Source organism: Dactylosporangium sp. NPDC005572 (genome assembly GCF_040605515.1).
GTDB lineage: Bacteria > Actinomycetota > Actinomycetes > Mycobacteriales > Micromonosporaceae > Dactylosporangium.
On record NZ_JBEXCY010000186.1, the window covers coordinates 1 to 23679 of the forward strand.

The 23679-nt window shown below is 71.8% G+C and carries 24 protein-coding genes; 8 read left to right on the forward strand and 16 right to left on the reverse strand.

The genetic code is table 11. The annotated features are described in order from the left end of the window. Positions 1–119: 119 nt before the first annotated feature. A complete protein-coding gene (locus ABZS66_RS48065; RefSeq protein WP_354769756.1) occupies positions 120–980 on the forward strand; it encodes a universal stress protein in 861 nt (286 codons plus the stop codon). Between the two features lie 34 nt (positions 981–1014). Here the strand turns inward: ABZS66_RS48065 and ABZS66_RS48070 are convergent, their stop codons facing one another. Further along, complete coding sequence (locus tag ABZS66_RS48070) at positions 1015–2025, reverse strand: TerC/Alx family metal homeostasis membrane protein (protein ID WP_354769778.1); 1011 nt, start codon at positions 2023–2025, stop codon at positions 1015–1017. A gap of 172 nt (positions 2026–2197) precedes the next feature. Continuing rightward, positions 2198–2674, reverse strand: a complete 477-nt coding sequence (locus ABZS66_RS48075) for a hypothetical protein (protein WP_354769757.1) — start codon at positions 2672–2674, stop codon at positions 2198–2200. 308 nt (positions 2675–2982) lie between these two features. Between ABZS66_RS48075 and ABZS66_RS48080 the strand changes: the two genes are divergently transcribed. From ABZS66_RS48080 to tnpB, 4 genes are all read left to right on the forward strand, one after another. After that, positions 2983–3807 carry a hypothetical protein gene (locus ABZS66_RS48080; protein ID WP_354769758.1) on the forward strand — a complete coding sequence of 275 codons (825 nt, stop codon included), beginning with the start codon at positions 2983–2985 and terminating at the stop codon, positions 3805–3807. A gap of 14 nt (positions 3808–3821) precedes the next feature. Further along, positions 3822–4388: an ATP/GTP-binding protein gene (locus ABZS66_RS48085; protein WP_354769759.1), complete on the forward strand. Its 567-nt coding sequence runs from the start codon at positions 3822–3824 to the stop codon at positions 4386–4388. Positions 4389–4466: 78 nt separating this feature from the next. Continuing rightward, entirely contained in the window at positions 4467–5042 is a 576-nt protein-coding gene (locus ABZS66_RS48090; protein WP_354769779.1) for an IS607 family transposase, read from the forward strand. Then, positions 5039–6880, forward strand: coding sequence for an IS607 family element RNA-guided endonuclease TnpB (gene tnpB, locus ABZS66_RS48095; RefSeq protein WP_354769760.1), 1842 nt, complete (start codon positions 5039–5041; stop codon positions 6878–6880). Before ABZS66_RS48090 ends, tnpB begins: the two co-directional genes overlap by 4 nt. A 39-nt stretch (positions 6881–6919) precedes the next feature. Here the strand turns inward: tnpB and ABZS66_RS48100 are convergent, their stop codons facing one another. From ABZS66_RS48100 to ABZS66_RS48110, 3 genes are all read right to left on the reverse strand, one after another. Next, entirely contained in the window at positions 6920–7564 is a 645-nt protein-coding gene (locus ABZS66_RS48100) for a protoglobin domain-containing protein (protein ID WP_354769761.1), read from the reverse strand. Between the two features lie 18 nt (positions 7565–7582). Beyond that, positions 7583–7948, reverse strand: coding sequence for a roadblock/LC7 domain-containing protein (locus tag ABZS66_RS48105; RefSeq protein WP_354769762.1), 366 nt, complete (start codon positions 7946–7948; stop codon positions 7583–7585). A 687-nt stretch (positions 7949–8635) separates the two neighbouring features. Continuing rightward, positions 8636–10129 carry an MFS transporter gene (locus tag ABZS66_RS48110; protein ID WP_354769763.1) on the reverse strand — a complete coding sequence of 498 codons (1494 nt, stop codon included), beginning with the start codon at positions 10127–10129 and terminating at the stop codon, positions 8636–8638. Positions 10130–10237: 108 nt separating this feature from the next. Between ABZS66_RS48110 and ABZS66_RS48115 the strand changes: the two genes are divergently transcribed. Then, positions 10238–10867, forward strand: a complete 630-nt coding sequence (locus ABZS66_RS48115) for a helix-turn-helix domain-containing protein (protein ID WP_354769764.1) — start codon at positions 10238–10240, stop codon at positions 10865–10867. Here ABZS66_RS48115 and ABZS66_RS48120 read toward each other — a convergent pair. The 9 genes from ABZS66_RS48120 to ABZS66_RS48160 form a co-directional block, all read right to left on the reverse strand. Next, positions 10832–13174, reverse strand: a complete 2343-nt coding sequence (locus ABZS66_RS48120) for an FdhF/YdeP family oxidoreductase (protein ID WP_354769765.1) — start codon at positions 13172–13174, stop codon at positions 10832–10834. The genes ABZS66_RS48115 and ABZS66_RS48120 overlap by 36 nt on opposite strands. Before the next feature lie 25 nt (positions 13175–13199). Then, the gene (locus ABZS66_RS48125; protein WP_354769766.1) at positions 13200–14453 is read right to left on the reverse strand and encodes a cytochrome d ubiquinol oxidase subunit II; all 1254 of its coding nucleotides are present in this window, start codon (positions 14451–14453) and stop codon (positions 13200–13202) included. Continuing rightward, the gene (locus ABZS66_RS48130) at positions 14446–15765 is read right to left on the reverse strand and encodes a cytochrome ubiquinol oxidase subunit I (protein WP_354769767.1); all 1320 of its coding nucleotides are present in this window, start codon (positions 15763–15765) and stop codon (positions 14446–14448) included. Before ABZS66_RS48130 ends, ABZS66_RS48125 begins: the two co-directional genes overlap by 8 nt. Positions 15766–15995: 230 nt before the next feature. Continuing rightward, positions 15996–16118, reverse strand: a complete 123-nt coding sequence (locus tag ABZS66_RS48135) for a hypothetical protein (protein WP_354769768.1) — start codon at positions 16116–16118, stop codon at positions 15996–15998. A 143-nt stretch (positions 16119–16261) separates the two neighbouring features. Beyond that, a complete protein-coding gene (locus ABZS66_RS48140) occupies positions 16262–17152 on the reverse strand; it encodes a siderophore-interacting protein (protein ID WP_354769769.1) in 891 nt (296 codons plus the stop codon). A 277-nt stretch (positions 17153–17429) separates the two neighbouring features. Further along, the gene (locus tag ABZS66_RS48145; protein WP_354769770.1) at positions 17430–18155 is read right to left on the reverse strand and encodes a cation transporter; all 726 of its coding nucleotides are present in this window, start codon (positions 18153–18155) and stop codon (positions 17430–17432) included. Continuing rightward, positions 18155–18499, reverse strand: a complete 345-nt coding sequence (locus ABZS66_RS48150) for a metalloregulator ArsR/SmtB family transcription factor (RefSeq protein WP_354769771.1) — start codon at positions 18497–18499, stop codon at positions 18155–18157. Before ABZS66_RS48150 ends, ABZS66_RS48145 begins: the two co-directional genes overlap by 1 nt. Before the next feature lie 127 nt (positions 18500–18626). Next, complete coding sequence (locus tag ABZS66_RS48155) at positions 18627–19037, reverse strand: arsenate reductase ArsC (RefSeq protein ID WP_354769772.1); 411 nt, start codon at positions 19035–19037, stop codon at positions 18627–18629. Next, the gene (locus tag ABZS66_RS48160; protein WP_354769773.1) at positions 19034–19831 is read right to left on the reverse strand and encodes an MIP/aquaporin family protein; all 798 of its coding nucleotides are present in this window, start codon (positions 19829–19831) and stop codon (positions 19034–19036) included. Before ABZS66_RS48160 ends, ABZS66_RS48155 begins: the two co-directional genes overlap by 4 nt. A gap of 225 nt (positions 19832–20056) precedes the next feature. On the opposite strand from ABZS66_RS48160, the gene murJ reads away from it, so the two are divergent. Continuing rightward, positions 20057–21832 carry a murein biosynthesis integral membrane protein MurJ gene (murJ, locus tag ABZS66_RS48165; protein ID WP_354769774.1) on the forward strand — a complete coding sequence of 592 codons (1776 nt, stop codon included), beginning with the start codon at positions 20057–20059 and terminating at the stop codon, positions 21830–21832. A gap of 113 nt (positions 21833–21945) precedes the next feature. After that, the gene (locus ABZS66_RS48170) at positions 21946–22704 is read left to right on the forward strand and encodes a DUF4118 domain-containing protein (RefSeq protein ID WP_354769775.1); all 759 of its coding nucleotides are present in this window, start codon (positions 21946–21948) and stop codon (positions 22702–22704) included. 53 nt (positions 22705–22757) lie between these two features. Here ABZS66_RS48170 and ABZS66_RS48175 read toward each other — a convergent pair whose 3' ends face one another. Next, a complete protein-coding gene (locus ABZS66_RS48175) occupies positions 22758–23441 on the reverse strand; it encodes a response regulator (protein WP_354769776.1) in 684 nt (227 codons plus the stop codon). After that, a partial coding sequence (locus tag ABZS66_RS48180) for an ATP-binding protein (protein WP_354769777.1) occupies positions 23438–23679 on the reverse strand: 242 nt, incomplete at its 5' end. The genes ABZS66_RS48180 and ABZS66_RS48175, both read right to left, overlap by 4 nt.

Here is a 23679-nt window from a genome sequence, read left to right on the forward strand (position 1 = left end):
CCGGTCGAGGCTTCGGCGTGAACGGTTTTGACAGAGCGTGCGGGCGGCAGCGTGGAGCGTAGTCGGGTCGCAAACTCGCCCGAATCGGTGGATAATGGGTGCCGGGCGAGGTGGTGTCGATGACCGTGACGGATCAGGCTCCGGTGGTGGTCGGGGTCGACGGTTCAGACCAGGCGTTGACCGCCGTGCAGGCGGCCACCCGGGAAGCGGCGTGGCGTGGCCGGGATCTGCACATCGTCCACGCGTTCATCTGGCCGCTGATGCATGTCAACGTCGGCGCCTCGGATGCGGTGCCCGACGGGGGGCTGCGACACGACGCCGAACGGATCCTGGCGCAGGCCGCCGGCGCGGCTGCCAGGACGGACGCCGCCGTCACGGTGACCACCGAGCTGGTCACCGGCGCGGCCTCGGGTGTCCTGCTCCGCGCGGCCCGCAGGGCGAGCCTGCTCGTGCTCGGTGACCGCGGGCTCGGCGGGCTCGGCGGCCTGCTGCTCGGTTCCGTCGCCGTGTACGTGAGCTCCCACGTCGATACACCGATGCTCGTGGTGCGGGGACAGGAGCGCCGGCCGGGGCCGGTGGTGCTCGGCATGGACGGATCCCATGCGGCCGCCGCTGCCGTCGAAGCGGCGTTCGTCGAGGCCGAGCAGCGCGGGTGTGACCTGCTGGCGGTGCGGGTGTGCCATGAGCCGCAGGCCGGCATACCGTCCGTGGCCAGGTCGTACGCGGCCGACGCGGCCGAGGAGTGCTCCAGCAGCCAGCTGTGTCACCCGGACGTGGCGGTGCGGCAGGAGGTACGGGTCGGGCCGGTGACGCGGACGCTGGTCGGGCTCAGCGAGCAGGCGCAGCTCATGGTGGTCGGCTCACGGGGGTGCGGCGGGTTCACCGGGCTGCTGCGGGGGTCGGTCAGCCAGCAGTTGCTGCACCACGCGGCCTGCCCGGTCCTGGTCGTCCGGCACGCCCGCGCACCCGTCCGAGCGTGACGACCGATGCACGCCGCACAGCCGATCGAGACGGTCAGCGCGCCGTCTCGCCCGCTGCACGCCGCATGCGATCGCGCCGATCGGCGGCCAGGCTCGTCGCGGTGACCGTAGCAAGCGCGACGACAACGACGAGCAGTGACAAAAGGGTCGGAATCTCCGGTACCTCGGGCCACGTGTCGTGCGCCCACTGCACGATCAGTTTCACGCCGATGAACCCGAGGATGATCCCGAGGCCGTGGTTGAGATGCCGCAGCGAGCGCAACGAGCCGTGCAGCACGAAGTACAGCGCCCGCAGCCCCAGCAGGGCAAACGCGTTCGTGGCGAAGACCAGGTACGGATCACTGGTCACACCGTAGACGGCCGGCACGGAGTCGAAGGCGAAGACGATATCGGTCATGAACACCGCCGCGACCACCAGCGCCATCGGTGTCAGCGCACGGCGCCCGGCCACCCGCCCCAGCAACCGCGGGCCGACGTAGTCCGCGGTGACGGGCATCAGCCTGCGCAGCAGCCTGACGACCCGTAGATCGTTGACCCGCACCTGGTAGCCGCGTTCCTGCAGCGCTGACCGGACCACCTTGACCGCCATCACCAGCAGGACCGTCCCGAACAGCAGAAACGCCCAGGCCCCGGTACTCAGCACGGCGGCGCCGGCCGCGATGAAGACCGCGCGCAGCGCCAGCGCGCCGGCGATGCCGTAGAGCAGCACCCGCTGCGCCAGCTCCGACGGCACCGCGAACGCCGCCAGCAGCAGCATGAACACGAACAGGTTGTCCGCCGACAGCGATTTCTCCAGCACGTAGCCGGTGAAGAACTCCAGCGCCGGGGTCGACCCGAACACCGACCAGACGAGCAGCGCGAATGCGACGGGCAGGCTCAGGTAGAACAGGGTCCACGCCATGGCCTCCCGCATCCCCACCTCGTGCGGGCGGCGGGTGACGGCGAAGTCGGCGGCGAGCAGGCCCAGCAGCACCAGCACGGTGATCGTCCACAGCTGTGGCGACCCGATGGAATCCGGTGGGACGGCGAGCGCCGGGTGATTGATCACGGGACCCCCGAACGTGAGCTGCGTTCGGGTCTCCCTCACCCGCCCACGCGGGCAACCGTCCGAAAGCGCTCATGCCGCTCGTGGTGACCGGAGCGATCTGCCGAGGTACTCCCCCACCCTGAATGCTAGCGCCCCCGGCACGTGGCGTGGGTGCTCCGCTCGAACCGGGTCAGACCCGGTGGTCGCGCGCCTGGACCGGGTGCTCGGCGAGCAGGCGGTCGCGCTCGGCCAGCGCCGAGCGCAGGCGGTCGATGCGGTGCTGCTGCTCGGCCAGTTGGAGGTCCTGCTCCTGTACCACCGACGCCGTGGCGCGCAGCGCGTCCTCGAGCAGCGCGATGCGCTCCCGGAACGCCGCGTTGGTCGACTCGAGGGCCTCGATCGCCGCGGTCTCCAGGCGGCCCATCTCGGCGTCCTTGCGGTCGGCGACGTTCACCACCGCGGCCCGCAGATCCGCCACCTCGGCCCGCAGCCGCCGCTCCCGCTCGCTGCCCGCGGCCTTGGCGTCCTCGACGGCCTCCCAGCCGTCGACCGGGCGACCGGCGTGGCCGTGCGCTCTGGCGAGCCGTCCGCCGAGGAACCCGACGACCACCGCGAGCAGCAGGAACAGCACGGCCAGGCCGGCGAGGAAGCCTAAGCCCACGGTCATCAACGCCTGCCCTCAACGACGACAACGACGAACCCGACACGGACAGTTCACCACACGGTTCCGGTGATGTCCTTGGGTACGCGACGCGCCCATACGTTCGGCCCATTTCCGGCGCCGACCGAGTCGCGGGCCTGACCGGCCGCGCCCTTGCGCTGGTGGCGGACCGGATGTCAATGTCCTGTGATCGAATGTTGCACGGTCCGGGAATTCGGTCGCGCGGGGAAGTCCACGGGGTTGAGGAGGATACGTGACGGACGCCCGGCCGATACGGCACCGCGGTGGTCTCCATTGAGGCCGAGGTACCTGCCGTGACGGACAGTCGCCAACACTCTGCGCTCAGTCGCCTGCTCCACTGGGCCGCCGCCTCGCCGCTGCCGATCGTCATCGCTCCCGACCCGGCGCGTCCGCTGTCGCTCGTGGTCGCCGACGCGCACGTCATCGGGCTCGGCTGCGGCGGTACCGAATGTGTCCGGGGCCTCGCCCACGACCTGCAGGCGTTGCTGGTCGCGGCCGGCACCGCGACCGACCCCACGACGATCCCGGCGACGCCGGAGCTGCTCGGGCAGCCGAGAGCGCCGATGCGGGCGCCGGTGGCCGACGTCGCCGCCGTCTGCGATGCCGCCGTGTCCGGTGCCGCGACCGTCCCGTACTCCTGGATCGACGCGCACGCGCGGCTCGCCCTCGGCCCGGGGCCCGGCCCCGGCGGGCAGGCGGTCTTCGACCACGACGAGTGGCGCGCCGTGCGGGCCATGCTGCTCGGCGGGTTCACCGCGGTCGCCGCCGAGCGCGCCTGGCCCGCCGCGGCGAGGGTACTGCGGACCCGCGGCGTCGTGGTGGAAGGCGCGGAGCACTGCCCGGTCCTCACGCCCCGGCCCGCGGCACGCGCAGCCGCCACAGCGCCGGTCTCTGCGCCGGCCGACCGCTATCCCAAGCGCATTCCCGGAGCATCGCTGGCCGGCATCGCCCAGCTGCGCGACCAGCCCGGCGAGGACGACCACGAGGCCATGGCCGGCGAGCTCGCCGAGCTACGGCGCAAGGCGGCGCTGACGGCCGCCGGGACATCACTCGGCGCCCCCACGGTCGTTCCCAGCGATATCCTGCGCCGCATCATCGATCGGCTGAAGAACCTCTGATGGCGAGCCAGAACATGCATGCAATACCCGCGACCTCGATCAAGGTCGTCGTGGCCGGCGCCTACGGTGCGGGCAAGACGACGTTCATCCGCAGCGTCGCCGACGACGGCGTCGTGTCGACGGAGACCGTCCCCAGCGACGACACCGAGACGAAGGCCACGACGACCGTCGCGATGGACTTCGGCCGGTTCGCCATCGACGCGGGTGCGGACACCGGCCGCGTGGAACTGCTCCTCTTCGGTATCCCGGGCCAGGCCCGATTCGACTTCATGTGGCGCATCCTGGCGCAGGGCGCCCTCGGGTACGTCATGCTCGTCGACGCCAGCGACCCCGAGACGTGGCGGGAGGCGGTCGTCATCGACGGCACCCTGGCCGCCGGGGCTGGGCTCCCGCACGTCGTCGCGGTCAACCGCGCCGGCCCCGGCACGGACCTGACCCGGCTCGCCCGGACCCTGGGCGTCGACCCGGACGTACCCGTCGTCACCTGTGACCCGCGCGACCGCTCCTCCGCGATCGAGGTGCTGCTCACGCTCTTCCTCGAGATCGCCCGGCACACGTCACTGCAAGTCCGGGCAGGGTGAGGACGCGCCCGTGGCCCAGACCGGAGGGTGGACAACTGCTCGCTCGTCCGTGAGCAGACATACGAAAAGTGTCATTCTGTGAAGCTTGCCGAGTGGGTGCGCCGTAACGGCGTGCACCCGCAGACCGCGTATTGCTGGTTTCGTGCGGGGATCATGCCGGTGCCCGCTCGGAGTCTTCCGTCCGGCACGACCATGGTGGAGGTGGCCGACGACGCGCAGCACGGTCAGGTCGTCGGCTGCACCCGGGTGTCGGCGGTCGACCAGCGAGCCGACCTGGACCGGCAGGTCGCCCGAGTGACCGCATGGGTCACCGGGCAGGGCGTGGCTGTCTCGCGCGTGGTAACCCAGGTCGGCTCCGCGCTGAGCGGACGGCGCAAGCAGTTTCTCGGGCCACTGCGCGACCCGGCCGTGTCGACGATCGTGGTAGAGCATCGGGATCGGTTCGCGCGGTTCGGGGCCGAGTATGTTGCGGTGGCACCGGCCGCGCAGGGACGCCGGCTGGTGGTGGTCGATCCAGCCGAGGTGGACGACGACCTCGTGCGGGACGTCACGGAGATCCTCACTGGTCTGTGCGCCCGACTGTACGGCCGCCGCGCTGCGGCGAACCGGGCCAGCCGCGCCGTGGCCACCGCCACCGTCGAGGACGAGTCGTGAAGCGGTACGAGCCGCCGGCCGGTTGGGTCGTTCAGGCGTACCGGTTCGCACTCGACCCGGGTGACGTCCAGGTTCTGGGGCTGCGCCGTAACACCGGCGCGGCCCGGTTTGCGTACAACCACATGCTGCGGCGGGTCGGTGCGGTGCAGGCGCAGCGCGCGGCCGAGGCCAGCTACGGGGTGGCCGAGGCGGACCTGACGCCGTGGCAGGGTTGGTCGCTGCCGGACCTGCGCCGCACCTGGAACGAGATCAAGGTGTGGGTGGCGCCGTGGTGGGCGGAATGTTCCAAGGAGGCGTTCAACACCGGCCTGGCCAACCTGTCCGCCGCTCTGGGTAACTGGCACGCGTCACGCAGCGGTGCCCGTAAGGGACGCCGGATGGGCTGGCCCCGCGCCAAGAAGAAGCACAGCCGCAGGTCGGTCCGGTTCACCACCGGCGCGATCCGGGTCGACCCTGACTATCGGCATGTGGTGCTGCCCCGGCTGGGTCGCATCCGCACCCACGAGTCGACCCGCAAGCTGGCCCGCCGGGTGCAGGCGGGCGCGGCGACGATCCTGTCCGCCACCGTCAGCGAGACCGCCGGCCGGTGGTTCTGCTCGTTCCAGGTCGCGGTCCAGCGCACGCTCGGGCGGCCGGCGCACGCGCCGAGGGCCGGCCGTGTCGTCGGGGTGGACGCCGGGGTCAAGCACCTGGCGGTGCTGTCCACCGGCGAACTGGTGCCGAACCCGGCGCCGTTCAACGCCGTGTTGAAGAAACTCGGCAAGGCCCAACGTCGTGCCGCGCGGCGGATCGGCCCCTACGACCCGCAGGCCAGGCGCAAACGGGCCGCGTCGAACCGGTGGCAGCGGGCACAAGCGACCGTGACCCGACTGCACGCCACAGTCGCGGCCGTCCGCGCCGACTCGTGGCACCAGCTCACCACTCGCCTGGCACAGCAGTTCACCACGATCGTGGTCGAGGACCTCCACGTGGCCGGCATGGTCCGCAACCACAAGCTGGCCCGGTCCCTGGCCGACGCCGCCCCGGCGACGCTGCGCCGGCACCTCGGCTACAAGACCCGCTGGTACGGCAGCACGCTGCACGTCGCCGACCGGTGGTACCCCAGCTCCAAGACATGCTCCGCCTGCAAGACGGTGAAACCCAAACTGTCGCTGGCTGAGCGCACCTTCAACTGCACCACGTTCGGGCTGTCCCTGGACCGGGACGTCAACGCCGCACGGAATCTTGCCGCGCTCGTGCGGCACGTCGACCTGGAGTTGCCGGGCGACGCAAAAACAGGACGTGGAGCCCACGCAAGACCCGTAAGACCTGCACCCGCGGGCCGGGCAGCGGGCCGTGAAGCGCCAAGACCGGGCCATCCGGTCAACGTCGCCCGGCAACGGACGACTGCCAATCATGAGTCACATTTACTCACTGAGAAGGTAACGGTCGAAATGACACCTGCTACGAGCCGCCACCATCCCGCCTCGACCGGGCAGGTCGCGCAGGTGCTGGCGAACCTGCGGGCCGAGGTACCCCTGGTCCGGCAGGTCATGCTCGCGACCAGCGACGGCCTGCCCATGTTCGAGGGCGACCGCGCGCAGAGCGAGCCGCACGAGGCCGCCCTGTCGGCGACGATCCTCGCCCTCGGCAGCCAGGTGGGCGCGACCGTCGGTGGTGGGGTCTTCATCGACTGCGTCATCCGCAGTACCGAGGCCGTGGTGTGCGTGCTGGCCATCGCCGACCGGCACGTCATGGCGGTCACCGCGGACGCCAAGGTCAACCTCGGCCTGCTGCTGCAGCAGAGCCGGGTCACGGCCGAGCAACTGGTACCGCTGGTGCCCTACCAGCAGCGCTGAGGCCGGCGGCGGGACCGTGCTGCCGCCGGCGGCACGTCCTCAGCCCTGCAGCTCCTTGCGGGCCGCCTGCAGCGCCGCCGAGACCTCCTGGTCGCGCAGGCGTTCCAGCAGCGCCTTCTGCATGCCGGCGATGTTGAACATCGCCGAGGCGACGGCCTCGTCGTACCCGTGGGCGATCACCGCGCCGACCGTGGCGCTGAGCCGGAAGAACGCCGAGCTGAGCTCGAACACCTCGGCGCTGGCCTGCGCGGCCTCCAGCGGCGAGTCCGAGTGGTTGCCCACCGAGGCGGTCCCGGCCGCGAGCGCGGGCAGGTGCTCGAACACGAACAGCACGATGTAGTCGGTCATCGCCAGCATCATCGGGTTGGTCACCCCGCGCACGACGTGGACCAGCCCGACCATGGCCATCCACGCGAAGTAGTCGTCGTCGAGGGGACCGTTGACCGTGCGCAGCCACCAGTTCGCGAGGGTGGCCTCCCGCTCCGGCCGCTCGCCGTCGCGGAAGATGGCGGCCGTGGGCGGGTGGGAGTACACGTGGCTGTAGAAACCGTCGACGAACGCCGGTTGGAGCGACATGAGGACGTCGCGGTACTTGTAGATCAGCGCCCCGTCCTCGGCCTTGAACCGGAACTCCGGGGGCATCTGCCCGATGGCCGCGCGAGCGACGAGGTGGGTGCTCTCCATATTGACAGGCTCCGTTGTCTACTTGAGGACCTGGCTGATCTGGGCGGAGGCGGAGCGGGCCTCGATGCGCATGAGGCCGAGGTTGGAGTTGGTCGGGCCCGACATGACGAGCACGGCGTTCTCGCCGGCGCCGTAGACCACCATGTACCCGTAGTCGCCGCGGGCCACGGTCTCCATGAGGTTGCCGAGGTGGGCGCGCTCGGTGATGCGCTGGCCGAGGCCGAGCGCCGTGGCGGCCATGGCGGCAACGCTCTCGGCCTCGGGCTCCGGGAAGTCGTGGGCGATGGACAGGCCGTCCGTCGAGGCGATCATGACGCCGTGCAGTTCGGGGATCGCGCGCCGGATCCCGGTGATGATCCGCAAGAGGTCTTCCTGTTTGCTCATCTGCGGTGCTCCGTCCGTCCTAGCTCGATGCCGCCCGGCGGGGCGGAGGTGTTGTGGCACGTCCTGGGATGGCTCGCCGAGCACCTGGGCGGCCTCGGCTGTTGCGACCCGTTCGACGTCTGCCGGATCTGGCGTTTGCGGCGGTACCTGATCGTCGATGAGGGTCCGGCCGGGCCCGGCCGGCGCACTCCCGGCAGGTGGTGCGTTGCCCGCCGGTGGTGCGCTCGCCGCGACCGGCGGGCTCCCCGCGCCCTGCCGGTGACGCCGCACTGACCACCAGAGCCGTCTCGGCTGGCGGGCGGAGTCGGCGTCGTCCCGGTCGGGCATCCGTCACGTCCCCTCCTCGACCTGCGGCCCACGGTGAACGGTGGTAATGCACCAATATCAACGATCACAGGACAATGGCATTGAGCCGCTACCTGCGCAATGGAGCGGTGGGTGTGGGATCGGGACCGAAAGTATGGCCGGGGTACCTCCATACAGACACGCCAAAGACGCCGAAGTGCCAGGTACTACTGATGCGTCAGCCGTATCTTCAGTTCGCGGCGGGACGATGTGACGAAATCCACCGCCCGGTTCCCGATCAATTGTTAGCGGACTTTTCTGTATCCCCGAGTTCCGAACCACCCGGCGGTCGCCACGGGCTGTGGTCCACATGGGACGGTCGTGACCCGGCCGGCGAACCCGCTACGCCGCGGCCTGGCCCTGGCGGCGGGCCGGGATCAACAACGCCAGGAGCGCGCTGAGGAGTGCGATGCCGGCGCCGATCCACATGACCGTGTGCATGCCCGACATGAAGGCGCGCTCCGTTGCCTGCGTGATCGTCGCGGCCAGGTCGTTCAGCTGTGCGCCGAGTGGGGCGATGCCCTGTTCGGCCAGGCCCATGCGGGTGACGACCTGTTCCGCGACCGCGTCGGGGACGCCGGCGCCGTGGAGTTCCGCCGGCAGTGTCCGCGCGACGATCGCTGCGATCACCGTACCGAACACGGTGGTGCCGAGCACGCCACCGAGCTGGTTCGCCGTGGTCTGCAGGCCTCCCGCGACCCCGCTGTGCTCCACGGGAGCCGTCCCGACGACAGCCTCGGTCCCGGCGACCACCACGATCCCCATGCCGAGGCCCAGCAGCATCAGCCATGGCCACTGCCGGCCGTACGGGGAGTCCGCGGACAGGCCGACCAGCCCGAAGAAGCTCGCCGCGAGCAGCGCCATCCCGAGGGCCAGCGGCCAGCGCGAACCCAGCCGCTCGGTCAGGCGTCCGCCCAGCGGCGAGCCGACCATGAACATCGCCATCAGCGGCAGCAGGCGGACGCCGGTCCCCAGCGGCGTATGGCCGTTCACGTTCTGCATGTAGAGGCCGATGGAGAACAGCACCCCGTACAGCGCGACGTTGCCGGTCACCAGCAGCACGACACCCACCGACAGTGCCCGGGAACGGAACAGCGACAACGGTAGAATCGGGGCGGGGAAACGGTGCTGGCGAAGCACGAACCCCGCGAGGAGTGCCAGCGCCGCGGCCGTGCCGGCGACCCAGTACCCCCATCCGTGCCCGGTCGCGCCGGTCAATGCCCATACCAGTACGAACAATGCCCCGGCCAGCACAGCGGCACCGAGGATGTCGAACCGGTCGGCGCGGCCCGGGGCACGGCTCTCGTCGGCCCATCGGACCGCCAACGCGGCGGCGGCCAGCCCGATCGGGACGTTCAACACGAAGATCGCCGGCCAGGACAGGTACTCCACCAGCAGCCCGCCGATGATCGGTCCGGCGGCGGCGGCCAGCGCCGATGCGGCGCTCCACGTCGCGATGGCCCGGTTCAGCTCGGACGACGGGAACGTCGACCTGAGGATCGCCAGGGTGTTCGGCACCAGCAACGCCCCGGCAAGCCCCTGCAGCACGCGGAAGACGATCAGTGCGGCGGTCGACGGCGACACGGCGCACCCGAGGGACGCAAGCGCGAAGCCGGCGACGCCGATCACGAAGAGCCTGCGCCGGCCGAACCTGTCGCCGAGCTTGCCGCCGACGATCAACGTCACCGCCAGTGCGAGCAGGTAGCCGTTGGTCACCCACTGCAGGCCGGTCATCGACGAGCCGAGGTCGCGGGCGATCGTCGGGTTGGCGATGTGGACGACCGTGCCGTCCAGGCTGACCATCACCACACCCAGCGCCACCGCGACGAGGGTCATCCGTTGCCTGCGCCTCGACGGACTGCTGCCCGTTGTTTCGATCCCGCCCACTCGCCCTCCAAAAATGAGACACGCTGTATCAGTTGAGACACGTTGTATCATTTACCGGTGGGCGACGCCAGTGATCTCAACGTGACCGAACCGACACCGCGGCTGGATGCCCGGCGCAACCGGGACGCGGTCATCGCCGCGGCGATCCGGATACTCGCGACCGACCCGGAGGCGAGCATGCGGGAGATCGCCGCGGAGTCCGGCGTGGCGCGGGTTACCGTCTACCGGCACTTCCCGGCCCGTGAACACCTCATCCAGGCGCTCATCGACCTCGTCGTCGAGGAGGAGCGGGCCGTCGTCACGACCGCGATCACACCGGACGCCACGGCAGCCGAGGTCTTCGACCGCCTCGGCCCCGGGATCATCCGGGTCGGCGGACGCTACCGGTTCCTCGACAACCGTCCCGGCAAGGTCACCGACGCGCCGCTGCGCCACCCCGCCGCCGACGAGCCGCTGCTGATCTGGCTGACCGAGGCCGCCGAGCGGGGCGAGCTCCGCGTGGATCTCCCGCCTGCGTGGATGTACGCGATGATCCATGGGCTCGGCCGCGCGGCCAACGAGGAGGTGCTGGTCGGACGCAGCACCGCCGACGAAGCCGGCCGGTTGCTCGCCCGCACCCTGACCCACACCTTCGTCGAGGGTCGGGCAGGCTCAGCCGGCGCTCTCCATCCGCGCGCCGGGTCGTGACGTCCGCGGCGCGGGCGCCGGTATGACCTCGACCACGAGGTGCTTGGTCACCGGCTGTTCGCTCTGGGTGCTGACGTCGGCGATCCCGCACAGCACGTTCAGCTCCGGCATGTAGCCGGCCGCGCAGCCGGGCGGGATGTCGTAGCGGACGGCCCGGTACCCGTGGACGGTGCGCCGCGTGCCGTCCTTCGAGAAGCTGGTCACGTCGACGAGGTCGAACTCGTCGAGACCACGGTCGCGCATGTCGCCGTCGTTCATGAAGATGACGGTGCGCAGGCCTTTGAGGCCGCGGTACCGGTCGTCGTTGGAGTAGATCGTGGTGTTGAACTGGTCGTGGGAGCGGATCGTGGTGAGCAGCAGGCGTCCGCTGCCCGGATCGGTGTCGCGCGGCAGCGCCGGGTGCGAGAACTCGGCGCGCCCGGACGATGTCTGGAAGACCCGTTCGCGGGCCGGTTGGGCGATCCTGAAGCCGTGTGGATGGCGGGCGCGGCGGTTGAAGTCCTCGAAGCCGTCGAAGACGCGGGCCATCGTGTCGCGGATGCGGTCGTAGTCGGCCACGTAGTCCTGCCAGGGCGTGCCACTGTCCGGCAGCGTGGCCCGGGCGAGGCCGGCGATGATGGCGGGCTCGGAGCGCAGCTGCGGCGAGGCGGGCTCCTTCATGCCGTGGGAGATGTGCACCATCGCCATCGAGTCCTCGACGGTCACGCCCTGCTCGCCGGTGGCCTGGCGATCCCGCTCGGTGCGGCTCAGGCACGGCAGGATGAGCGCGCGGCGGCCGTGCACGAGATGGCTGCGGTTGAGCTTGGTGCTCACCTGCACGGTCAGCTCGCAGTTGCGCAGGGCCTCGGCGGTGTACTGCAGGTCCGGGCTGGCCAGGGCGAAGTTGCCGCCGAGCGCGACGAAGACCCGCACGGCACCGCGGTGCATCGCCTCGATCGTCTCGACCGTGCCGAGCCCGTGCTCGCGTGGCGGCCGGATCCCGCACACCGCCGCGAGCCGGTCGAGGAACCCCGCGTCCGGCCGATGGTTGATACCGCACGTTCGGTTGCCCTGGACATTGCTGTGCCCGCGGACCGGGCACGGGCCCGCGCCCTCGCGGCCGATGTTGCCGCGCATCAGCAGCAGGTTGACGATCTCGCGGACGGTGTCGACGCCGTGCTCGTGCTGGGTGAGGCCGAGGCACCAGGCGATGATCACCCGCTCTGAGCGCAGGTAGGAGTCCGCGAGCCGGCGGATCTCGGGCTGGGCGACACCGGAACCCTGCACCAGCTCCGGCCAGGGGGTGGCCGTGACGAGCTCGCGGTACTCGCCGAACCCGTGGGTGTGGCGGTCGATGAACTCCTGGTCGAGCACGCCGGGCTCGTGCGCGGCGGTCTCGAGCACGGCCTTCGCGACGCCGCGCAGCAGCGCCAGGTCGCCGCCGATGCGCACCTGCACGCTCATCGTGCCGATCCGGGTGGTGCGGAAGGTGGCCATGTCGGCGAACTCGTGCGGGACGATCGTGCGCCGCGAGGCGGCTTCCCGCAGCGGGTTGATGTGCACGAGCTGTGCACCGCGCCGCTCGGCCTCGGCCAGCCACGTGAGCATCCGCGGCGCGTTCGAGGCCGCGTTGTCGCCCATCACCCAGATCGCGTCGGCCTCCTCCCAGTCGTGCAGGTCGACGGTGCCCTTGCCGGTGCCGAGTGCGGCCGTCAGCGCCCGGCCGGTGGCCTCGTGGCACATGTTGGAGCAGTCCGGCTGGTTGTTCGTGCCGAACTCGCGGGTCCACAACTGGTACAGGAACGTCGCTTCGTTGCTGAGCCGCCCGGACGTGTAGAACGACGCCTGGTCGGGGCTGGGCAGCGCCCGCAGCGTCGCGCCGACGAGCGCGAAGGCGTCGTCCCAGGAGATCGGCCGGTACGTGTCACTGGCCGGGTCGTACTGCACCGGCTCGGCGAGCCGCCCCACCGCCTCGAGATCGTGGTCGCTCCACTGCGCCAGCTCGCTCACCGTGTGCGCGGCGAAGAAGGCGGGGTCGGCGTTCGCCCGGGCGAGCTCCCAGGTGACGTGCTTGACACCGTTCTCGCAGATGTCCAGGTGCAGGCCGTTCGGATCGTCGGGCCAGGCGCAGCCCGGACAGTCGAAGCCGCCGTCCTCCTGGTTCATCACGAAGAGCGCGCGAAAGCCCTCGGCCGGCTCCCCGGCGCGCCTGAGCACCTCGGCGACGCTGCGTGCGGCACCCCACCCGGCGGCCGGATGGTGATACTCGTGGCGCGAGTGCCCGCCCTGCTCCGCGGGGCCGCGGCCGAGCGCGGGCTCGCCGGGCACTGCACCCATCATCCGGCGCTCTGCGTCATCCGTCTCGTCGGACAGCGGCACGGCCGTTGCTCCCCTCTTCGGTGATGTCCGTGGTCACCAGGCCGAACGTGGCGACGGCGCAGACGATCAGGCAGACGACGCCGAGGACGAGGGGCCAGCCGGAGCCGATGACGCTGGTCAGCACTACACCCGCGAGCAGGGTGGCCGCGGCGACGACGGCCTGCGCCGTGCGGTGGCGGGCGTCGCGGCCGCTCGCCGGCCGGGTTCGGGCGGCCGCACCGGGCCCGGCGGCCGGATCCAGGCGACCCCGGAGGTACAGGTGGAACAGCAGGAACAGCGACGGCACCAGGACCGCCGCACCGACGGCAACGGAGACGATGACGGCCAGCAGCGTGGCCCGGCCGGCGGCGGCCTGTTCGATGCTGAGGCCGGGCAGCACCCGCGGGCGTTGGGCCAACGCCCAGCCGGCCACGATGGCGGCCACGGCGAGCGCCGCCGTGGCCCGCGACATGCCGAACCGGTACCGCCAGACCAGCATCAGGGTCGCCAGTCCCGCCGCGGCGGAGATGCCGACCATGATCGCACCCCCGTCGCCGGTCAGCCCGTCGTACAGGGCCGGGGCGTCGACGCGCACGACGAGCAGGCCGGTCAGGGCGAGGGCACCCGCGACCACACCGGAGCCGAGCGCGCGGGCCCGGAAGTCGGCCTCCAGGCTCCGCTCACCGAGCCGGTGCGCATCGGCGGCGAGGTAGACGGCGGCGAGGTGGCCGCCGGTGGCCACGGCCAGCGCGCCGATCACGACCGAGGTCGGGTTGAGCCAGCTCGTGACGAGGTTGCCGGCCGCGTTGCCGACGGGGACGCGGCCCGAGGCGATGCCGCCCACGGCGGCGCCCAGCGCGAACGGCGTCAGGATCGAGGAGATCACGAACAGGGCCTCGACCAGGTGCCGGCCACGGGCCCCGCCGAGCTGGCCGCGCAGCGCGTACGAGGCCCCGCGCAGGATGATCCCGACGGCGGCGATGAACAGCGGCACGGCAAGGGTCGAGGCGATCGAACCGAACGCGACCGGGTACGCGGTCCAGCACACGGCGAGCGCGAAGATCAGCCACACGTGGTTGGCCTCCCACACCGGCCCCATGGCGTGCCGGGCATGGTCGCGGGTCACGGCCGGGCCGACCCGGCCGGGCCGGGTCAGCAGCATCCACAGGCCGGCGCCGAAGTCCGCGCCGGCCAGCACCGTGTACGCGGCGAGGCCGGCGAGGATGAACACCATCGGGACCTCAGCCATCGTCGTGCACCTCGACGGGTACCCGGCTGAATCGGTGCAGCAGCCACCCGACCGCGGCGGCGAGGCCGAGGTAGACCACCACGAGGGTGCCGTACCCGACGGGGATCCCGGACGCGCCGGTGACCGCCTCGGTGGTGCGCATCACGTTGTACACGACCCACGGCTGGCGGCCCACCTCGGTGGTGACCCAGCCGGCGATCAGCGCCACGATCGACAACGGACCCGCCGCCACCGCGGCCCGGTAGAACCAGCGCGACCGGGGCAGCCGCCGGTACCGCAGCCGCACGTACAGGAACAGCAGGCCCAGCAGCGCCAGGAGCGTGCCGATGCCGACCATCGTCTGGAACGCGAACCGGACCACGTTGACCGGCGGCACCTCGTCGGCGCCCACCGCGTTGAGGCCCATGACGGTGCCGTTGGGGTCGTGCAGCGCCAGCAGCGACAACAGCCGCGGGATCTCGATGCCGTAGACCACCTCGTGCCCGTTGTACCAGCCCCCCAGGTGCTCCGGCGCCCCCCGCGTGGTCTGGCCCAGCCCTTCCAGCGCGGCCAGCTTCACCGGCTGGTGCTGCGCCACCTCACGGGCGGCCCAGTCGCCGACGATCACCTGCAGCGGCGCGGCGACCGCCGCGGTCGACATCGCCACGGTCAGCGCCGTGCGCTCGTACCGGCCCCGGCGGCCCCGCAGCATCGCCCACGCGTACGGCGTGGCCACCGCGAACCCGGCCACGATGTACCCGGCGAAGTACATGTGCACGAACTCGTGCCAGAAGTAGCTGTTGCCGAACAGCGCCGACCACGGATCGGCGTCGACCACCACGCCGTCGCGCATCGTGAACCCGGTGGGGTGGTTCATCCAGCCGTTGACCGCGATGACGAACAGCGAGCCGGTCACCCCGGCCACGACGATCGGCACGCCGCACAGCAGGTGCAGCCGTGGCGGCAGCCGGTCCCACCCGTAGACGTAGATCCCGATGAAGATCGCCTCGATGAAGAACGAGAAGCCCTCCAACGTGAACCCGAGGCCGAACACCTCGCCGAACCTCGCCATGAACTGCGGCCACAGCAGGCCCAGCTCGAAGCTCAGGATGGTGCCGGTCACCACACCGACGGCGAACAGCGCCAGCATCACCTTCGACCAGCGCCGCGCCAACGTGGCGAGCACCGGGTCGCCGGTGCGCAGCGAGCGCCACTCGCAGAACAGCACCATCGCCGGGAAGGCGATCCCGAAACACACCAACGGAATGTGCACGGCGAACGACAGCGCCTGCATCTGCCGTGCCTGCCACAGATAGTCCGGATCGACGGGCACCCCCACCTCCGGCGGTCGTCGCGTTGGCCGGCGCGATTTGCCGGACCGTAGCTTCCCCGTAGCGGTGAAAAGATGCCTGCCGCGCGACCGGGGCCCGAACGGGCTGTGCGGCGTGCCGGCGAACGCTCATCGCCGGGCGGCGCGGGTGACGCGAGCCTCGGAAAAGCCGGGTGAGCGCCGCCGCGGCTGCTGGCCGTGGTCGCACCCGGGGACATGACGGCCGCGACCGTTCAGTCCCACACGAGGACCTGGCGCCCCACCACGTCACCGCGGGCGAGCGCCTCCAGCTTCTCGTTGACGTCCTCGTAGCTGATCGGCGTCACGGTGTGGTGGATCTGTCCCGCGCCGGCCATCGACCTCGTAGCCGTCCGCGGCGACGAGATCGTCGTCGGTCACGTCGAACACCACGCCCGGAACCTGGTCGGTGTCGTCGCCGGTCGCGACGACGATCGGGTGACGGGTCGCGCCGCTGACGGTGATCGACGAGGTACGAACCTCACGCCGACTCTGCGCGGCCCATCCGCCAGTAGCCCATGAAGGCCACGGAGCGCCGGTCCCAGCCCTGCTCCGCGACCAGGTGCCGGCGCAGCGCCTTGATGACGCCCGCCTCGCCCGCCAGCCATGCGTAGACCCCGGCCGGCGACTCGGCGGGCGCCGGCACCTCCCACATGATCGTCGCATCGACGTCGATCTCGTCCAGGTCGGCGGCCGCGTTCCGCCCGGGCGCGAGCCGGCCGGCCGCCTCGGCCACCGCCGGGACGAGCAGCGAGCCGTGTGCCGCGCCCTCGCGGGCCAGCCAGGTCACCCGGACCCCGGCGGGGGCGGCGATCGGAAGGGCGTCGGCGGCGTAGGGCACCTCCAGGAACGCCTCACCGCGCATCGCGGCCGGCAGCCCGGCCAGGATCGACGCGACCGCCGGCGCCGCGGTCTCGTCGCCCGCCAGCAGCAGCGGCGCCTCGGCGTGGGGCGGATGGAACTCGATGCCGCCGGGGTCGCCGGAGAAGTGCGCGTTCGGGCCGAGCAGCCGGATGTCGTCGCCGACCGCGGCCCGGTTGGCCCAGCGCGCGGCCGGTCCGCCGTCGCCGTGCAGGACGATGTCGACGTCGACCTCGCCCGCCTCGCGCCGCACGGCCCGCACGGTGTAGGTCCGGAACGGCGGGCGGTGCTCCTCGGGCAGTTCACGCCAGCGGGCGTACCAGTCCGTGCCCTCCGGCAGGTGCGAGTAGCCGCCCGCGGGGGCCGGGAAGATGAGCTTGATGCGCTGGTCGCGCCCGTGGTCGGCGAACCGTTCCAGGTCCGCGCCGGCGAAGGTGACCCGCAGGAACGACGGGCTCAGCCGGGTCAGGGTCCGCACCTGCGCGCGGAAGGTCAGGTAGGGCGATTCCATGCGGTCACACACCGATCCGGACGCGGGAGCGCCACATCGACCGGGAGCACCCTTGGCACGAGATTAGGCTAGCCTAAGCTTATTCACTGTCAACCGAGGCGCCGGGGTCAATCCAGTCGTGGCCGTGCGGGCTGCGGGGTGGACGTGGAGCTCGCGCGAGATCCCGGCGGCGCGCAGCCCGCGGGCGCAGGCGATCGACGCGTCGCGGAAGATGTCGTGCTCGCCCACCTCGACGTAAGCGGGCCGGCCCGCCCTGGCCCATCGCCGCCGCATCGAGCTAGCCGGCGGCGCGTTGCCGGGCCTCGTCCGTCGCGCAGCATCCATCTGCGCAGCCGTCGCTGTCGCCCGTCGCCGCGGCTGGGCGCAGCGCCGCGCCCGGGCTGCAGCAGGCGTCGCCGCGCCACGCCTCCCGGCCCTCCTTGACCGCGACCGCGGCGATCACCAGCGCCGCGGCGGGGTCGGCCCACCACCAGCCGAACAGCGAGTTCACCGCAAGGCCGGCCAGCAGCACCGCGGACAGGTAGGTGCAGAGCAGCGTCTGCCGGGAGTCGGCGACCGCCGAGGCCGAGCCGAGCTCCCGGCCGGCGCGGCGCTGCGCCGCGGACAGCACCGGCATCACCGCCAGCGAGACGGCGGCGAGGACGAGGCCGACGGTGGAGTGCTCGGCCCGGTCGCCGCCGACCAGCGCGCGGGCCGACTCGACGGTGACGTAGGCGGCGAGGGCGAAGAACGACACGGCGATCACCCGCAGCGCCGTGCGCTCCCGCTGCTCGGGGTCCGGGCCGGCGAACTGCCACGCGACCGCGGCGGCCGAGGACACCTCGATGACGGAGTCGAGGCCGAAGCCGATCAGCGCGGTGGATGACGCGACGGTGCCGGCGGTGATCGCGACGACCGCCTCGACGACGTTGTACGTGATCGTCGCGGCGACGAACAGCCGCACCCGCCGGCTCAGCACCGCCCGGCGCGCGGGCGACGGCGCGACACGCAACGGCAGGCTCATCAGCAGCACCCGTCGTGCTCGGCGGCCGGACAGGCGGCCGGGTCGACCGCCAGGACCAGGCCGAGGAGGTCACCCAGGGCGTGGGCGAGCCGCGGATCGGCGAGCTCGTACCGGGACCGGCGCCCCTCCGGCACCGCCACGACCAGACCGCAGCCGCGCAGGCACGCGAGGTGGTTGGACAGGTTCTGCCGGCTCGTCCCGATCAGCTCGGCCAGCTCCGCCGGGTAGCCCGGCCCGTCCCGGAGTGCGAGGAGGAGCCGGGACCGCACCGGATCCGACAGAGCATGGCCGAACCGGGCGAGCACCTCCCCGTGCGTCATCGTCTCCACGATCCGACGGTACATCGGATAATGAACTAACGGAATCCTGAACCATGGATCCACCGTCTCGACCATGCCGGCGGCGGACGCGGAGGCGCATCACCTCGCCGAGCGATCGATCGGGCCCGGCCGCCGACCGAGCCCAGTGCGGTCAGGCCGCGGCGACGGGCAGTTCGGTGAGCAGTTGCTCGACGCGGCGGCGGATCTCGTCGCGGATCGGGCGGACGGCCTCGATGCTCTGGCCGGCGGGGTCGTCGAGCTGCCAGTCGAGGTACCGCTTGCCCGGGAAGACCGGGCAGACGTCACCGCAGCCCATGGTGATGAGCACGTCGGAGGACTCGGCGGTCTCCCAGTCGAGCCTGCGCGGGGTGTTGGCGGTGATGTCGATGCCGACCTCGCGCATGGCCTCGACGGCGACGGGGTTGATCCGGTCGGCCGGCTCGGAGCCCGCGGAGCGGACCTCGACGGTGTCGCCGGCGAGGTGACGCAGCCAGCCCGCGGCCATCTGGGACCGGCCGGCGTTGTGCACGCACACGAACAGGACGGTCGGCTTGGTGCTCATCTGCTGGTTCCTCCGTGGTTGCCGTGCTGGGCGACGAGAACGTCACCGGCGGCGCGGCCGGCGGACGGGTAGAGCGCGAGGAGCAGCCCGACACCGATGGCGAGCCCGGCGAGCTGGGCGGCGACGAATCCCGGGACGGAGCCGGGCGCGATCCCGGCGAAGGTGTCAGAGAACGCGCGGCCGATCGTGACGGCCGGGTTCGCGAACGACGTCGAGGACGTGAACCAGTAGGCGGCGCCGATGTACGCGCCGACCGCCGCCGGTGCGACCGCTGCGCGACCGGACCGGGCCAGCGCGAAGATCAGCAGGAGCAGTCCCGCGGTCGCGACGACCTCACCGAGCCAGAGGTCGCTGCCGGTGCGGTCCTTGGTGGCGAGGTCGACGGCCGGCAGCTTGAACATGAGGTTGGCCAGCACCGCGCCGCCGATCGCCCCGGCGACCTGGGCGGCGACGTATCCGGCGAGGTCCCGGCCGGCCAGGCCGGTGCCGGTGCGGCGACCGAGGAACCAGTCCGCAGCGGACACGACGGGGTTGAAGTGCGCGCCGGAGACCGGGCCGAAGGTGAGGATGAGCGCGCCGAGCGCGAGCGCTGTGGCGACGGAGTTCTCCAGCAGTTGCAGGCCGATGTCGGCGGTGAGCCGGGAGGCCATGACGCCGGAGCCGACGACGGCGGTGACCAGCATCGCGGTGCCGGTGAACTCGGCGAGCAGGCGCCGCCACAGGGTCGGGTTCACGAGGTTGGAGGTCCTGTCTTCGGGGGCCCGCGTCCGCAACAACGAAAGCTCGTAGTTCATTGACTCAATATTCGCTGAGCTATTGTGTCCGCGTCAAGAGGCGTGGGCGGCGGCGCCGCGGAGCCGACACCCGGCCCGCGTCCCGGTGGCGTATCGGCAAGAGACGCGTAGATATTTCGTCAGCGGCTCTTCCTTATGATGTGGCGTTTGGACGATGCTCGTATCCGCGTTCGCGTCGGGGCTGCTGCGTGCGACTGCGGTGATCGGACAGCTCGGGAGGCCTGGTTGAACGGCGGTCTGTACCGCAGCGCGCACGCCGCGCCGGACGGTGAGCTCCGGGTGGAGGACGGCGTCACCCTGATCTCGGTCGCGCAGTTGCCGGGCGCAGCGCCCGCGCCGGACCGGGCGGCGCCGCCGCCGGACGCCCCGGCGGCCGGAGCCGACGCGTCCGACTCAGGCGGCACCGCCGGCAACAGCGCGATCATGGCGATCGGCAGCCTGGTCAGCCGGGTGATCGGGTTCGTCCGCAACGCGCTGATCGGCATGACGCTCGGCGCCGGTATCGGCGACGCGTACACCAGCGCGCAGTTCCTCCCGGGCCAGATCTACGAGCTGCTGCTCGGCGGCATCCTGTCCAGCGTGCTGATCCCGCTGCTGGTCCGCCGCCGCAAGGCCGACCCGGACGGCGGGCTGGAGTTCACCCGCAAGCTGCTCACCTTCGCGGTGGTGTCGCTCGGCGTGGCGACGGTGCTGGTGGTGGCCGCCGCCCCGCTGATCACCGCGATCCAGTCCAGCGACGCCACCTCGAAGCCCTACCGCGACCTGGTCACCCACATCGCGTACCTGATCCTGCCGATCATCTTCTTCACGGGCCTGTCCGGACTGATCGCCGCGGTGCTGAACGTGCGCGGCCACTTCGCCGCCCCGATGTGGGCGCCGATCCTGAACAACCTCGTGGTGATCGCCACCTGCGGCGTCTTCATCGTCGTCTTCGGTACCGCCAAGGGCCTGCAACCCGAGGACATGACAAGCGGCCGGGTCGCGCTGATCGGCCTCGGCACGCTGCTCGGCATGGTGGTGCAGGCAATCGGCCTGCTGCCGGCGCTGCGCAAGGTCGGGTTCAGCTGGAAGTGGCGGTGGGACCCGCGCTCGCTCGGGCTGCGCGAGATCGGCAAGCTGGCCGGCTGGATGCTGTGCTACGTCGCCGCCAACCAGGTCGCTGTCTTCGTCGTGGTCCGGATCCTGACCCGGGTGGCCGGCCAGGGCAGCGCCAGCGTCCTGGCGTTCAACAACGTCTTCCTGCTGACGATGATGGCGCACGGGATCATCGGCGTCTCCGTGATGACCGCGCTGCTGCCGAAGATGAGCGCCGCCGCGGCCGAGGGCCGGTACGCCGACGTCAGCGCGGACCTGAGCCGCGGCATCCGGCTCACCGCCGCGGCGCTGGCCCCCATCGCCGTCGTCTACGGCGTGCTCGGCGTCCCGATCGCCGTCACCCTCTTCCAGGGCGGTGCGTACGGCAACGACGCCGCCCTGGCCACCGGCAGCGTGCTCGTCGTCGCCGCGTTCGCGGTGCTCCCGCTCTCGATCAGCTACCTGTGCACCTACGCGTTCTACTCCCTGCAGGACAACAAGACGGTCGCGCTGATCAACCTGCCGGTCGTGGCGGTCCGGATCGGGGCCTACTTCGCGCTGGCGGCGGTCCTCGACCGGTCGCTGTCCGCGGCCGGTATGACGGCCGGCAACGCGCTCTCGTACCTGGTGTCGGCGATCATCTCGCTGAGCGTGCTGCGCCGCCGGATCGGCCGGCTCAACCTCGGCTCGGTCGCGCTCGCCCTCGGCAAGGTGCTCGCCGCCTCGGCCGTCGCCGGTGTGCTGGGCCTGCTGGTGGTGCGCATGCTGCCCGGCGCCGGGTCGCCGGACGGCCGCGGGGAGGCGCTGCTGCAGCTGCTGGTGGGCGGCACGGTGATCGCCGTGGCGTACCTCGGCACGGCCGCGGTCCTGCGGGTGCAGGAGGTCAGCCAGGTGGTCGGGATGGTCCGGCGCAAGCTCGGACGATAACCCCCGCGGGTGGGCGGGCCCGGCGTGCCCCGTCGCGGGTGAGTACCGGCGGTGCCGGTGGTCGCGACCGCCGCGCGCGGTACGGTCGCACCGGAAGGCAAGGGGGTGTGCCCATGCCCAGGTACTCCGGCAGAGACATGCTCGCGTTGGCCGCCGCCGTCGTGGCACCGCTCGTGGTCGCCGCGGCGCTGATCCCGATCCGTGGCAGCCTGTCCGCGGCGAACGCGGCGCTCGTCCTGGTCGTGGTCGTGGTGGCGGTGGCCGCCATCGGGAATCGCCTGGCCGGTGCGCTTGCGGCGCTGTCGGCCGCGGCGTGGTTCGACCTGTTCCTCACCGAACCCTACGGACGGCTCACCATCGCCGCGTCGGCCGACATCACCACGGCGGCGTTGCTGCTCGTCGTGGGTCTGGCGGTCTCGCAGCTCGCGGCCCGGGCCCGCCGCCTGCACCTGGTCGCGATCACCGACGCCGACCAGCTGGCGCAGATCCAGCACACCGCGGCGCTGGTCCAGTCGGGCGCCCAGAGCCGCGCCGTGGTCAGCGAGGTGCGGACGCAGCTGGTTGACCTGTTGCACCTGCAGGGGTGCCGGTTCGAGTACGGGACCCTGCTCGGCCATCCGGCACGGTTGGAACGCGACGGCAGCATCACCCAGGGCCGCGTCCGCAGGAGCCTCAACCGGGACGAGTTCCCGGACGAGGAGGTCGAACTGCGGGCATCCGCCGGTGGACGGTTCTATGGGCGGTTCATGCTCCAGCCGACCCGCGGTGCCGCCGTACCGCTGCAGGCCCGGCTCGTCGCCGTCACGCTCGCCGACCAGACCGGTGCCGCCCTCGACGCCGCGCGACCCGGCGAGGCCGGCGGCCCCGCATAGTCCCCGCGTCGTGAACCTCGATCGCGGCCGCGGCGGCCACCGGGGCCGGCGCGTCATGGCTGGAACCGGTAGCCCATCGCCGGCTCGGTGAGCAGGTGCCGCGGGCGGGCCGGTTCGGGTTCGAGCTTGCGGCGCAGCTGTCCCATGTACTGCCGCAGGTAGTGGGTCTGGTCGTGGTACGTCGGACCCCACACGTGCTGCAGCAGCTCCCGGTGGCCGATGAGCTTGCCCGGGTTGCGGGCGAGCAGTTCGAGGATCCGCCACTCGGTGCGGGTGAGGTGCTGGCGGCGCCCGTCGGTGTGGCGGGCGTCGTGGGCGACGAGGTCGATCGCGTAGTCGCCGATGTGCACGATCGACACGGCCTCGGGCTCGGGCCGGCGGCGGATGATCGAGCGGAGCCGGGCCAGCAGTTCGTCGATGTTGAACGGTTTGGTGACGTAGTCGTCGGCGCCGGCGTCGAGGGCGGCGACCTTCTCGCTGCTGCCGAGCCGGCCGGACAGGACGAGGACCGGTACCGGGGTCCAGGCGCGCAGGGTCCGGAGGACCTCGATGCCGTCGAGGTCGGGCAGGCCGAGGTCGAGCACGACGACGTCGGGGTGCTCGGCGGCGGCGGCCTGCAGCGCGGTGGTGCCGTCGCCGGCGGTCACCACCTCGTACTGGCGGGCCTGGAGGTTGATCCGCAGCGCGCGCAGCAGCTGCGGCTCGTCGTCGACGATGAGGACGCGGACCGGACTCACGCCTGGACTTCCTTTCCGGTGCGCCCGGCGTCCAGGTGGGCCAGCAGCGCCGGGTCGACACCGTCGAGGCCGGCGCGGTCGGCGCTGGGCAGGGCGAGGGTCATGGTGAGGCCGCCGCCCGGCGTGTGCTCGGGCAGCAGTGTGCCGCCCATGGCCTCGGTGAGGCCGCGGGACAGGGCGAGTCCGAGGCCGACGCCGGTGGCGTTGTCGCGGTCGCCGAGTCGTTGGAAGGGTTGGA

Bases quoted from the DNA above. Each gene is read 5' to 3' on its own strand.
- ABZS66_RS48065 (WP_354769756.1), top strand. From the start codon at position 120: ATGACCGTGACGGATCAGGCTCCGGTGGTGGTCGGGGTCGACGGTTCA.
- ABZS66_RS48075 (WP_354769757.1), bottom strand. From the start codon at position 2,674: ATGACCGTGGGCTTAGGCTTCCTCGCCGGCCTGGCCGTGCTGTTCCTG.
- ABZS66_RS48085 (WP_354769759.1), top strand. From the start codon at position 3,822: ATGCATGCAATACCCGCGACCTCGATCAAGGTCGTCGTGGCCGGCGCC.
- ABZS66_RS48100 (WP_354769761.1), bottom strand. From the start codon at position 7,564: ATGGAGAGCACCCACCTCGTCGCTCGCGCGGCCATCGGGCAGATGCCC.
- ABZS66_RS48105 (WP_354769762.1), bottom strand. From the start codon at position 7,948: ATGAGCAAACAGGAAGACCTCTTGCGGATCATCACCGGGATCCGGCGC.
- ABZS66_RS48110 (WP_354769763.1), bottom strand. From the start codon at position 10,129: ATGACCCTCGTCGCGGTGGCGCTGGGTGTGGTGATGGTCAGCCTGGAC.
- ABZS66_RS48125 (WP_354769766.1), bottom strand. From the start codon at position 14,453: ATGGCTGAGGTCCCGATGGTGTTCATCCTCGCCGGCCTCGCCGCGTAC.
- ABZS66_RS48135 (WP_354769768.1), bottom strand. From the start codon at position 16,118: ATGGCCGGCGCGGGACAGATCCACCACACCGTGACGCCGATCAGCTAC.
- ABZS66_RS48140 (WP_354769769.1), bottom strand. From the start codon at position 17,152: ATGGAATCGCCCTACCTGACCTTCCGCGCGCAGGTGCGGACCCTGACC.
- ABZS66_RS48145 (WP_354769770.1), bottom strand. From the start codon at position 18,155: ATGAGCCTGCCGTTGCGTGTCGCGCCGTCGCCCGCGCGCCGGGCGGTG.
- ABZS66_RS48150 (WP_354769771.1), bottom strand. From the start codon at position 18,499: ATGTACCGTCGGATCGTGGAGACGATGACGCACGGGGAGGTGCTCGCC.
- ABZS66_RS48155 (WP_354769772.1), bottom strand. From the start codon at position 19,037: ATGAGCACCAAGCCGACCGTCCTGTTCGTGTGCGTGCACAACGCCGGC.
- ABZS66_RS48160 (WP_354769773.1), bottom strand. From the start codon at position 19,831: ATGAACTACGAGCTTTCGTTGTTGCGGACGCGGGCCCCCGAAGACAGG.
- ABZS66_RS48170 (WP_354769775.1), top strand. From the start codon at position 21,946: ATGCCCAGGTACTCCGGCAGAGACATGCTCGCGTTGGCCGCCGCCGTC.